General features: G+C 59.9%; 8 protein-coding genes and 1 pseudogene. 6 read left to right on the top strand and 3 right to left on the bottom strand.

What is annotated here, in order from left to right:
• The 4 genes from HUJ17_RS01270 to HUJ17_RS01255 form a co-directional block, all read left to right on the top strand.
• Window positions 1-1,195, top strand: a 1,195-nt coding sequence (locus tag HUJ17_RS01270; RefSeq protein WP_290509004.1) for a HAMP domain-containing sensor histidine kinase, incomplete at its 5' end; no start/stop codon positions are given.
• Complete coding sequence (locus tag HUJ17_RS01265; RefSeq protein WP_290509003.1) at window positions 1,192-1,761, top strand: response regulator; 570 nt, start codon at window positions 1,192-1,194, stop codon at window positions 1,759-1,761. The genes HUJ17_RS01270 and HUJ17_RS01265, both read left to right, overlap by 4 nt.
• Window positions 1,762-1,867: 106 nt before the next feature.
• Complete coding sequence (locus HUJ17_RS01260; RefSeq protein WP_290509002.1) at window positions 1,868-3,607, top strand: autotransporter assembly complex family protein; 1,740 nt, start codon at window positions 1,868-1,870, stop codon at window positions 3,605-3,607.
• On the top strand, window positions 3,604-7,068 hold the full coding sequence (locus HUJ17_RS01255) for a translocation/assembly module TamB domain-containing protein (protein ID WP_290509001.1): 3,465 nt from the start codon (window positions 3,604-3,606) through the stop codon (window positions 7,066-7,068). Before HUJ17_RS01260 ends, HUJ17_RS01255 begins: the two co-directional genes overlap by 4 nt.
• A 197-nt stretch (window positions 7,069-7,265) precedes the next feature.
• On the opposite strand, the gene HUJ17_RS01250 is transcribed toward HUJ17_RS01255, so the two are convergent.
• Complete coding sequence (locus tag HUJ17_RS01250) at window positions 7,266-7,676, bottom strand: PaaI family thioesterase (protein ID WP_290509000.1); 411 nt, start codon at window positions 7,674-7,676, stop codon at window positions 7,266-7,268.
• 144 nt (window positions 7,677-7,820) lie between these two features.
• Between HUJ17_RS01250 and HUJ17_RS01245 the strand changes: the two genes are divergently transcribed.
• Entirely contained in the window at window positions 7,821-9,539 is a 1,719-nt protein-coding gene (locus HUJ17_RS01245) for a proline--tRNA ligase (RefSeq protein ID WP_290508999.1), read from the top strand.
• Between the two features lie 155 nt (window positions 9,540-9,694).
• Here the strand turns inward: HUJ17_RS01245 and HUJ17_RS01240 are convergent, their stop codons facing one another.
• Window positions 9,695-10,729 (bottom strand): DUF4062 domain-containing protein, encoded by a 1,035-nt coding sequence (locus HUJ17_RS01240; RefSeq protein ID WP_290508998.1) that lies wholly within the window; start codon window positions 10,727-10,729, stop codon window positions 9,695-9,697.
• 234 nt (window positions 10,730-10,963) lie between these two features.
• On the opposite strand from HUJ17_RS01240, the gene HUJ17_RS01235 reads away from it, so the two are divergent.
• The gene (locus tag HUJ17_RS01235; protein ID WP_290508997.1) at window positions 10,964-11,710 is read left to right on the top strand and encodes an AAA family ATPase; all 747 of its coding nucleotides are present in this window, start codon (window positions 10,964-10,966) and stop codon (window positions 11,708-11,710) included.
• 155 nt (window positions 11,711-11,865) lie between these two features.
• Here the strand turns inward: HUJ17_RS01235 and HUJ17_RS01230 are convergent.
• Window positions 11,866-12,116, bottom strand: a pseudogene (locus HUJ17_RS01230) (DNA alkylation response protein); the annotation flags it as partial.

The following is a 12,116-nucleotide window of genomic DNA, read 5'->3' as shown; positions in this document are numbered from 1 at the left end:
CCCCATGGATACCCGCCCCCCCTTACTGAACTGGCGCCTGCGGCTGATCTGGCTCCGCAGCCTGCTGGTGCTGATCATTACCCTTGCCCTGATGGTGCTGCAAAGCCAGGGGCATAGCGGCTATCGTCTGAACGAACTGGGCTGGCTGGCGGCCTTGCTGCTGCCCAGCCTGATCACATTGCTGTCACACCGGGTGGGTCGCCAACGCCACGCCCCGCTGCTGACGCTGGAACTGGCCCTGGATACGATCCTGTTCACTGGCCTGATCCAGGGGTTCGGCGGTGCCGGCAATCCCCTGTCATTCTACCTGCTGGTACCTGCGCTACTGGCCTCCCTGACCCTGCCGCTAAGAGGCGGGGTGCTGGTGGCCGTACTGGCTCTTGGCGGCTATATGGTGTCAATGAGTTGGTATCAGATGCCAGCCATGAACAGCCCCTTGCACGCACTAAGCCATCAGCTCAGCGGCCTGCATGGCATCGGCATGGCCACCGTTTTTATTGCCCTGCTGGCCATGCTGACTCTGCTGGGCCAGGTGATTCAGCGCCTGATGCGCCAACAACAGCGCCAGAAGGAACAGGCCATAGATCTGGCCGGTCGACGCGAGCACATGTACCAGATTGCCGCCACCTTGGCCGACCAGGCCCATGAACTGAATACCCCTCTGGGAACTCTGGTGATGTTGGCAGACAACATTCTGCATGCGCCCCAACTCCCCGACACTCTTCGCGATGAAGTCACCCAGATAGAACAACTGGCAAGAAACGTGGCGCAGCGCCTGAAGCAGGGCAACAATACCTTGCTGCCGGAATCCCTGCCTTTCAGTGAGCTACTAAGCAAATTGCAACAACACCTTCGGCATCTGGCACCCACCCTGTCCGTCACCCATCAACTGGATGTCGACCCCACAGTGGCTAACCCGGAGGGCTGGTTTCGGGTACTTTGCAATCTGGGTTACAACGCCATGGATGCCGGAGCCACCCGACTGGCGATCACCTTGAGCAAGCGGGGTCAGGATTACCGTTTACAGATCAGCGATAACGGCCCTGCCCATGCGGCATCGGAACGGGAGGGAATGGGCATCGGCCTGACTCTGGTCAGCACCACGCTGGAACAGATGGGCGCACACCTGGAAATGGAATCAGGAGCGCGCTGGACCCAGGCGCGCATCGACTGGCCGCAGGAGCCCTCAAGATGAGTGAACGACAACTGCTACTGGTGGAAGACGATGAACAACTTGCCCGGCAGACCGCCCGAGCCCTGGAACACCGTGGCAATCGAGTAGCCGTCGCCCACAACGCAGAACAGGCCCTGACCCTGCTTGCCAGCCTGCCTGGCCTGGCAGGGGCTATCCTCGACCAGAACCTGGGCAACGACAACGGCCTGGATCTGATCGCCCCCATCCTCGAACATTTCCCGCATTGCCGCGTCATTCTGCTTACCGGTTACGGCAGCATTACGGCCGCGGTTGCCGCCACCCACCGCGGTGCCCGCAACTATCTCACCAAGCCCGCCAGCCCCGCTGATATCCTGCAGGCACTGGATGCTGACCCAGCCAACCCGACCCTGCCGCTACCGGCCACACCGCCCTCCCTGCAACGACTGGAGTGGGAGCATATTCAGCGTACCCTGGATGCTCACGATGGCAACATTTCACGGGCGGCCGACGCTCTGGGAATTCATCGCCGCACCCTGCAGAGGCGCCTGAAAAAACGTCCCACCGCCAGTGACTACCAGCGCGACAAACACTTTCGCGAAGACTGACCGTCACAACTTGCCTTACACTGTTGGGCAAGTGACAACTTATCTTCCCAATGGGGCAGTAACGAATTGATATGCTGCCGGGAACCAGCGCACAGGGATGCAGGACTTGAGGGCAACGCAGCAGACAACCTGGTTAGTCACCCTACTGCTGACGCTGCTCGCCATGCCGGCTTTTGCTGGTGACGCCCCCCAACTGCGCATCACCGGCAATACCAGTGATGCGGTCAGTAGCAACATCCGTGCCCTGGTGAACCTGTCCCGCTACCCCTGCGAGCCTCCCTCGGCCCAATATGGCCTGATCCGCCGACAGATTCTCGCTAACAGCCAGCAAGCGTTACAGGCCATGGGCTACTACGAAAGCACCCTGTCCCTGAATACTGACCGGGAGGACGGCTGTGTACGGGTAACGCTGGATGTGACTACCGGGCCTCCAGTGATCCTGCAGCGGGCTGACATTCGCCTCACCGGAGATGCTGCCAATGATCCCGTGTTCAACCAGCTGGTGGCCAATGCGCAACTGGCCATCGGCCAGCGGCTTGAGCATGATCAGTACACCACCCTGAAAACAAACCTGCAGCAACACCTGATAAGCCGTGGCTACGTGCTGGGAAACCTGACCCGACATCAACTCAGCGTGGACACCCGCAAACGCCAGGCCATCATCACATTGCATGTGGACAGCGGCCCCCGCTACGATTTCGGTGCCATCACCCTGAACGGCAGCGAATTGAGGGACAAGCTGGTCAATGCCTATGTGGGCTTTTCCCGGGGTGAGCCCTTCAACAGCAAACAGCTGCTAGAAACCCAGCAGGCCTTTCTCGGCGCCGGCTATTTCAGCGCCGTGCGCGTGCAGAAAGGCACCCCGGATGACAGCACCCGCACCATTCCGATCAGCATCAACCTGACGGACAACAATCGTTGGTCACTGCTTGCCGGTATCGGTGCCAGTACCGATACCGGGCCACGAGTGCGTCTGGGGGTGGAAAATCGTCGGGTGAACCGGGCCGGCCACCGCTTTCGGGCGGAAACAGAAGTGTCCCAGGTGCAGCAAGGCGCCGGTGCCAGCTACCAGATCCCGCTGAAGGATCCCCAGCGCGAACGGCTGGATTTCCATACCAGCTACGTGAATGAGGTCACCGACAGCAAGGACAACGAACGCTGGACCACCGGTGCGGATTATATTGTTGAGCTGCAAAATCGCTGGGTCACCACCACCTCGCTGACCTACCTGCGCGAGACCTACGAGATCGCCGAGGAAGTGGATCAGGCCGAGTTGATCATTCCCGGCTTCCAGCTCAGCCGGGTCAAGGCCAACGACCCCATCTACCCGTCCTTCGGCTGGCGTTTGAGCAGCAAGGTCCGTTTTGCCAACCGCAACCTGTCTTCCACCGCATCCTTCCTGCAACTTACCGGCAACGGCAAGATTCTTTTCCCGTTACTCGGCGGCCGGGTACTGGTGCGCGGCGACCTTGGCTACACGGAAGTGACCAATGTACGAGAACTACCCGCCTCTATCCGTTTCTTTGCCGGCGGTGATTCCAGTGTTCGTGGTTTCGCCTATGAATCTCTGGGCCCGCTGGCCGACAATGGCGACGTCATCGGTGGTCGTCATCTGGCCACCGGCAGCCTGGAATACGATCACCCGCTCACCGAGAAATGGCATCTGGCGGTATTCACAGATGGCGGCAATGCTTTCAATGACGTCAATGATTTCGAGATCCGCCGCAGCGCCGGTTTCGGCATCCGCTGGCGCTCCCCACTTGGGCCGATCCGGCTGGATCTGGCCCGGGCTGTGGACGAACACCGCGACTGGCGTTTGCACCTGAGCATGGGGCCAGACCTGTGATCCGGCGAGCACTCAAGCGTTTCAGCATCGGTCTGCTCGGACTGTTGTTCAGTCTGATACTGATTGTGGTGTTGACCACCTGGCTGCTGCTGGGCACCGCCACAGGTAACCGTTGGCTGCTCGGTCAGGTCAGCGAGCTGATCCCCGGCGAGCTGCAGGTGGAAGACTGGCAAGGCAGTCTGCTGGATCAGGTCATCATCACCGGGGTGCGCTATCAGCTGAACGATCTGTCCGTTAGCCTGGATCAACTGGAAGCAGAGCTGGTGCTCGCTTCCCTCACCCATGGCTGGTTGGAATTCACCTCGTTATCGCTGGGTAATCTGAACCTGTCTCTGCCACCCGGCCAGGAGACTGACGACTCACCCGCGGACAGCCTGCCTGACAGCCTGGCGCTCCCCCTGGGCGTGCGCATCGACACCCTGACCCTGGCCTCGCTGCGTGTTAACGACACCCAGGTGGTCAGTGAACTGGATGCCCGGCAACTGGCCGCATGGCGCCGTTTTCAGCTGGCCAGCCTGACCACACGCACGGTCTCCGACATCAGCGTGGAAGCCACCGCCCAAGGCAGTCTCGCCGCCCCCATAGAGATTCAGGGACAAGCCCGTTGGCAAATGCTCCTGAAAAACGATACCGTCACCGCGGATCAACTGGCTGGCCAGCTGGACATCAGTGGCTCCCTCGAAACCCTGCAACTTCGCCACCAACTGAACGCCCCCCTGCAGATTCACAGCCAGGGCCAGTGGCAACTCGGGGAACAGAAACGGCCTCTTACTCTGGAACACCAATGGCCGGCTCAGCCTCTACCACTGACGTTGCCACAACCCCTTTCCGTTGGCGACGGCCGACTTACCACCCTGGGCCCGTTAGCAACGCTGAAAATAGCAGGCCAAAGCAGCCTCACCAGCGGCGACAGAACCGTGAAACTGTCCCTGGACAGCCAGCTGATCGACGGCGGCCTGGCACTGCGGCAGCTGCAGCTGGATGATGGCGAGCAGCAACTGGAAGCCCGTGGTGAGCTGCTGTTCAGCCCTTTGAAATGGGACCTGGCTGTAGAAGGGAAGCTGGACACCGGCCTGCTACATCCGCAGTTTCCCGGCCAGCTCAGCGTGCAGGGCAACAGCAAGGGCAGCTACGATGGCGAACAATGGGCCCTGTCGCCAAGCCAGGTAAGGCTGGAAGGCCGCGTTCGCCAGCAACCCTTAACCGCCAAGGCCAAGCTGGAAAGTCACCAGCAACGTCTGCAACTGAACAGTGATATTCGCTGGGGTGACAACCGGCTGAGCGGGCGCGGCGCAATCCTGCCCGACTGGTCCCTGGACACCACCGTGGACCTCAAACAACTGGGCCAGCTTCACCCGGATCTGCAAGGCCAACTCAGCGGGCAACTGCAAGTGCGAGGCCCTTTGGCCACCCCCAACCTGACCGGCAACCTGAACGGTCAGCAGCTCGGCTGGCAGGAGTGGTCGCTGGCCTCTCTGCAAACCCGTTTCCGCGCACTCGGGCTGGGCGAACAGACCATGTCACTGGAACTGGACGGCCAGGCGCTTCGCCAGGGTAACATGGACCAGCTCGCCGCCACCCAACTGAACATCAACGGCACCCTGTCCAGCCATACCGCCACAGCCAGTTTCAGGCGCGACGAAGTCAGCCTGGAGACACACCTCCAAGGCACCCTGACGTCACTGAATAGCATACCCCGGTGGCAGGGATCTTTATCTGAAACCAGCCTGATTCATTCGCAACTGGGCCGTTGGCTGCAAGCCGAAGACACGGCGGTGGTTCTCTCCGCCACAACCCAGTCCTCCTCTCCGTTCTGTCTTGAGCAGTCACAAAGCCGACTCTGTATTGAAGGTAATCGCGATGCAGACAATCAGGTCAACGCCAACCTCTCTCTCAGCGACCTGCCACTGGCTCTGGCCGGTGCTTTGCTCGGGCCAGACTTTGCCATGCAGGGCAGCGTGGATGGCGAAGCCACCCTGCAAGGCTCACTGGCCGATCCAGTTGGCCAATATAGGCTGCAAACCCGAGGAGCGCGCATTGCCATGCGCACCGCCGACGATCCCCAGGAGCTTGCAATCGAGCAACTCTCTGTCCAGGGAACGCTGCAACAGCGGCGTCTGTCCAGCGAGCTGACACTGATATCCGAGCTGGCCAGCGCCAACGCCTCTGTGGAGCACGGCCTGGATGCCGACTCCTCCCTGAACGGTCAGGTGTCATTCCAACTCTCCAGTCTCTCGCCCCTGGCTCTGTTCACTACCGATCTGCGAGAAATCAGCGGTCAGGTTCGTGGTGATTTCGCACTGGATGGCACCCTTCGCCAGCCCCTGATGGACGGCAGCATCCGGCTGGAAAAAGGCCGCGCCCTGGTCCCCGCCCTGGGGGTAGCCGTTACCGATCTGCAGATGGATGTGCAGGGTTCACCCCGTGGACAGCTGGATGTGAATGGGGCTGCCACCCTGGGCGAAGGGACAATGACCCTGACCGGCACCCTGGACCCGAGGGAATGGCCGGCCACGGTGAATCTGTCATTGAACGGCCAACGGCTACTGGTGGCAGACAGGCCAGACGCACGGATTCTACTCAACCCCACACTTGTGCTTAAGGGGAACCTGGGCGAGCTGCAACTTGGCGGCAAGCTCACTGTCCCGGAAGCGGAAATTCATCCGACTGAACTTCCCGAGGGCGCCGTTACCGTCAGTCAGGATCAGATCCTCGTCCACCAGGAGGGTGAACAACGCAGCGGTCTGCCGCTGGGCATTGATGTCACTGTCAGTCTGGGCGACAAGGTCCACTTCCAGGGCTTTGGCCTCGACGCCATGCTTGGCGGCACCCTGCAAGTGGAACAGCAACCGCAACAACCGCCGCAACTCAATGGTGAACTCGTGATCCGTGAAGGTCGCTACCGGGCTTACGGACAGAACCTGGCCATCAGTGACGGCCAGCTGATTTTCCAGGGGCCGCCGGACAACCCGGGGCTGGATATTCGCGCCATCCGCAAGATACCCAGTGAAAACGTGGTGGTCGGGGTGCAGCTCAGCGGCACCCTGCAGGAGCCGGAAGCCAGCCTGTTCTCCGAACCCGGCATGGAGCAGAGTCAGGCCATGTCCTACCTGCTTACCGGCCGGTCACTTGAGCGGGGATCGAAAGGCGACAACAACCAGATAGCCCAGGCCCTGGCACTATACGGACTGGAAAAAGGCAGTGGCGTCACCGAAAAACTCGGCGACAAGCTGGGCGTGGATGAAATCAGCGTGGGCAGCGATTGGGAAACCGACGATGCCGCCCTGATGCTGGGCAAACAACTTTCCGACCGCCTCTATCTGACCTATGCAGTGGGGCTGTTTGATGCGGTCTCCACCGTCATGCTGCGCTATACCCTGACCCGTCAACTCCATCTGGAAGCCCGCTCCAGCACCCGAGCCAACAGCCTGGATCTGATCTGGGAAAAGGAGCTGCAGTGAAGAGTTTCAAGTTCAAAGTTGCAAAGCGCGATGAGGATTGGTTGCCATGCGATAGGCCCTCTAGCCGCGCCGCCTGGCGGTTGTTTTTTTACTTGATGGAAGCGTCTTAAGTAATCATCTTTACCTGTAATCGCGGGCACGGCCTGGAGGTTTGTGCCCTGCTTTTCTCGCGCTTTGAGACTTTCAACTTTGAACCTTCAACTCCTCGGCAGCGCGTACGTCCCGGTCACATGAGCGACCATCTCGTCACTGCCCTCGCTGAACAGCTGCACTTCCAACACCGCCGAACGCCGCCCCAGACGCAGAATGACAGCGTCGGCGATCAGGTCCTTCTGGGCCGGGCGGGACAGAAAATTGATATTGAGATTCTGGGTCACCGCCATTTCCACACGACCCAGCTCCCCAAGAATCGCCGCATACATGGCAGCATCGGCCAGCCCCATCATGGTCGGGCCGGACAGGGTGCCGCCGGGGCGAATGGTGGATGGCCGGAACGGACTGCGTACCCGGGCACGCCGCCGCCCCACTGCTTCAACCCGCAACCCTTCCTCGGAAGCTGCTGGCAACCCCTGATAGATCACGTCCTGTACTTCCTGTGCATTCAACATATGATTCGCCATCTCATTCTGGATAGCTGGGAGGATACGAAAGCCGGCGCAACAATCCCACCTCCAATCATGATGGCTGGTGACGAAGCGCCTTTGCCCCTAAAATGACCGGCTTCAGTAATAACCGGCGAAAGACTGTCTCCTATGCGCACTTCCCAGTACCTGCTTGCCACCGTAAAAGAAACACCGGCGGATGCCGTTGTCATCAGCCATCAGCTCATGCTGCGTGCCGGCATGGTTCGCAAGCTGGCCTCCGGCCTGTACAACTGGCTACCCACCGGCCTGCGCGTGCTGCGCAAGGTGGAGAAAATTGTCCGCGAGGAGATGGACCGGGCCGGCGCCCAGGAAGTGTTGATGCCGGTGGTACAGCCCATGGAATTATGGGAAGAATCCGGTCGTGCGCCAGCCTATGGCCCGGAGCTGTTGCGCATCACCGATCGCCATAACAATGCCTTCTGTCTGGGCCCCACCCACGAGGAAGTGATCACCGATCTGGTCCGTAACGAGCTGCACAGCTACAAGCAGTTGCCGGCTAATTTCTACCAGATCCAGACCAAATTCCGGGACGAGATCCGGCCGCGCTTCGGCATCATGCGCTCGCGGGAATTCATCATGAAGGATGCCTACTCCTTCCATACCGACATGGATTCCCTAGCTAACACCTACCAAATCATGCACAAGGCCTACTGCGCCATCTTTGATCGTCTGGGCCTGGACTATCGCCCGGTGGAAGCGGATACCGGCGCCATCGGTGGTGCCGCCAGCCATGAATTCCATGTACTGGCCGACTCCGGTGAAGATGATATCGCCTTCTCCGACAGCTCCGATTACGCCGCCAACGTGGAACTGGCCGAAGCCCTGGCTCCTGCCATTGAGCGTCCCGCCCCGGGGGCGGCCATGGAAAAGGTGGATACCCCTAACGCCAAAACCATCGAAGAACTGGTCGCGCAATTTGATCTGCCCGTCGAGAAAACCGTCAAGACCCTGGTGGTAAAAGGCGCAAAAGAAGGTCAACTGGTTGCCCTGCTGGTTCGTGGCGACCACGAATTGAACGATATCAAGGCGGAAAAACTGGACACCGTTGCCACGCCGTTGGCGTTCGCCAGCGAAGAGGAAATCCGCCAGGCTATCGGTGCCGGCCCGGGTTCCCTGGGCCCGGTGGGTCTGCCGATTCCTGTTGTCATCGACCGCAGTGTGGCAGTGATGAGTGACTTCGGCGCCGGCGCCAATGAAGACGGCAAGCACTACTTCAACATCAACTGGGAGCGCGACGTGGCGCTGCCAGAGGTGGCTGACCTGCGTAATGTCGTGGAAGGCGACCCCAGCCCGGACGGCAAGGGCACTCTGACCATCAAGCGCGGCATCGAAGTGGGCCACATCTTCCAGCTGGGGACCAAGTACTCCGAAGCCCTGGGTGCCAAGGTGCTGGATGAGAACGGCAAGTCCGTGGTCATGCCCATGGGCTGTTACGGCATCGGCGTCACCCGCGTGGTCGCTGCCGCCATCGAACAGAACCACGACGACCGCGGCATCATGTGGCCGGACGCCATCGCCCCCTTCCAGGTGGCGCTGGTGCCGGTGAACATCAAGAAGAGCCCCCGCGAGCGCGAGCTGGCTGAAAAGCTCTATGCCGAACTGACAGCAGCCGGCATTGAAGTGCTGTTCGACGACCGCGAAAAGGAACGCCTGGGCGTGAAACTGGCCGACAGCGAACTACTCGGCATCCCCCACCGCATCGTCATCGCCGAACGCGGCATGGACAATGGGGTACTCGAATATAAAGGGCGTGGGGATGCGGAGAACACCGAAGTGGCAGTGGACGAGGTTGTAGCGTTCCTGAAAGGGAAGACGGGGATTAATTGATAATTGAGAATGGATAATTGATAACGGCGCGAACGAGCCGTTGAGGATTCTCAAATCAAAGAGGCCGCGCCCATCCCATGGGCGCGGCCTCTTGCGTTTCAGGACATGACTCACTGTCTCGCGACAGTTATCAATTATCCATTTTCAACTATCAATTAGATTTTAACGCTCCGCTTCACCGCCATAACCTGACTCATGGTGTTATCGCCATGGGACGTCAGCTGCCACAGCGGCAGGCCGCGATTGTCCTTCTCCGGAGACTTGGTGATCAGGCCCAGAGCGCGCAGGTGAATCTTGATCTGATTGAAAGAATGGGCCGCCAGCACTACGTTACGTACCGCATGGGCGCGAGGAAAATCCTGCTGCACATCGGCCAACGCCTTGCGACCGATGAAATCTTCCAGGGTTTTCTGCATCACCGGCTCCGAAGCCGGGTTTAGCATCAGCGGGGCCACGCAGGAAAACGCCTGATCCCAGCTGATTCGGGTGGTGACCATGGCCAGTTTGCAATCACCGCCTTCGTAAACATTGCAGGAGTAATCCAGTGCTACCAGATCGCCACCCCGGGACAGGGTCTTCAGTGGCGGCCGGGCCTGACTCAAGCTGTCTTCCCGCTCTTTTTCCAGCATTTCGATACGAGCTTTGAGGGCCTCGACTTCAGCCCCGCCGCCGCCCAAGCCGGCCTGGTCCGCCCGTACCCAGCCATCGGCACGGTGCTCACGCATCAGATTGGGGATTACCTTGTGTGCCAGTTCCGCCAGGCCGTTTTCCGTGGTCCAGCGAAAGCAGGCCACTTTTTCTTCCAGCAGACGCACAAAATCATCCCGTCGCACCTGCCCATCACGGGTGGGCTCCTGCTGGTCAGCGCGCAACATGGCTGGATTATCGTGGATAAAGGCGACAACGGGCTTGCGCTTGGTAGCAGCAAAGATGTATTCGCGGTGAAGCTCGCTGAGCCCCATGGGTGACAGAGTACCGTAGCGGCCACCCACGATCAGCACGAAGTAATCGCTGGTTTCGATCAGTTTCTGAATCACCGGCAACAGGGTGTTGCCATCTGCTGCAGAACTGTCCAGGCCGGTGGGAATCATGCCGTGCTCGATCATCGGCAACATCAATGCCTGGCGCGCCCCCTGCATATCGGGAAAGGTGGCACTGATAAAGACCTGGTAGCGTTTCGTCGCTGTCACCCTGGGTACCTGTAGCGTCGAGTTATGGCCCTCTCGGGCACGTTTTTGGCTGGCTATTAAACAGCCTGCGGGCCCTCACCACAACCCGGGAGCCCTCCAAAAGGCCGTCCGACGTGGGACATCCCTCCGGTTCATGCTAGCCTGAGCCCAAACTGCTGCCCCGGTTAACCAGCGGCGCCAGCACCAATAACAGATATCGTAGCGCTTTTTGCAAGCTTACAGGAATGGGACGCCATGCAAACCATAGCCTTTTACAATCTGAAAGGTGGCGTAGGCAAAACCGCCTCGGCCGTGAATGTGGCCTGGCATGCCGCACGCTGGAAGCACCGTACCCTGCTCTGGGACCTGGACCCCCAGGGCGCCGCCAGCTTCTATCTGGGGGTGGATGACGGCGACGGCTACAAGGCCGGCAACCTGATCAAGGGAAAACAGCCTATCGGCCGACTCAAGCGGGAAACCCGCTGGGCAAACCTGGATGCCATCCCCGCCGATATCTCCATGCGCAACGCGGACATCAAACTGATTGAAAACGGCGGTGCCAAAAACCGCCTGAAACAGCTGATTGCCCCGCTGGGAGAAAGCTACGAGCTGGTCATCCTGGATTGCCCACCCACCCTGAGCCCAGTGGCGGAAAGCATCTTTGCAGCGGTGGACTACCTGTTTGTCCCGGTAATCCCTACCCACCTGTCGGTGCGGGCTTATGAGCAGGTGCTGGACTGGCTGGACGGCAAGAACTACAAGAACCTCACCGTAGTGCCCTTCTTCAACATGGTGGACCGGCACCGGGACCTGCATGTGGAAATGCTGGTCAAACGGCCCAAGAGCATGAAAGGCGGCCTGAAGACCTGGATCCCCTACTCCACCCATGTGGAACAGATGGGCGATCACCGCGCCCCGGTCGGCGAATTCGCCCCCTACACCCCCTCCGCCCAGGCCTTCCGGGCCATGTGGTTCGAGATCGCAGGAAAACTTAAACTGTAATTGAGAATTGAGAATGGATAATTGATAACGGCGCGAATAGGCCGTTGACGATTCTCAAAGCAAAGAGGCCGCGTCCATACGAAGGACGCGGCCTCTTGCGTTTCAGTGCATGACTCACTGTCTCGCGACAGTTATCAATTATCCATTATCAATTCTCAATTGCCTTCCCAAGGGTTTGCCCGCGCCAGAATCTCATCCAGATCCAGCCCCCGTGGCAGCGTCCCATAGTTACGATCACCGTGCTCGCCCAGCCGGGAGGCGATAAAGGCCTCGGCCACTGAAGCATTACCGGCGGCCACCAGCTGGCTGGCCTGCAGGGTCAGGGACAGGCGATCGACGATATCCCGGGCCCGGTATTCGGCTTCATCCATATCAGCAAATTCCCGCTTGAGCGACGTCACCGCCT

Origin of the sequence: Alcanivorax sp. (genome assembly GCF_014762765.1) — a bacterium.
Classification (GTDB): domain Bacteria; phylum Pseudomonadota; class Gammaproteobacteria; order Pseudomonadales; family Alcanivoracaceae; genus Alcanivorax.
The sequence above is the reverse complement of the archived record's forward strand: the minus strand, read 5'-3'. Positions and strand labels throughout refer to the sequence as shown.

Coding starts and splice junctions, on each gene's coding strand:
- HUJ17_RS01265 (WP_290509003.1), top strand. CDS start 1,192: ATGAGTGAACGACAACTGCTACTGGTGGAAGACGATGAACAACTTGCC.
- HUJ17_RS01250 (WP_290509000.1), bottom strand. CDS start 7,676: ATGTTGAATGCACAGGAAGTACAGGACGTGATCTATCAGGGGTTGCCA.
- HUJ17_RS01245 (WP_290508999.1), top strand. CDS start 7,821: ATGCGCACTTCCCAGTACCTGCTTGCCACCGTAAAAGAAACACCGGCG.
- HUJ17_RS01235 (WP_290508997.1), top strand. CDS start 10,964: ATGCAAACCATAGCCTTTTACAATCTGAAAGGTGGCGTAGGCAAAACC.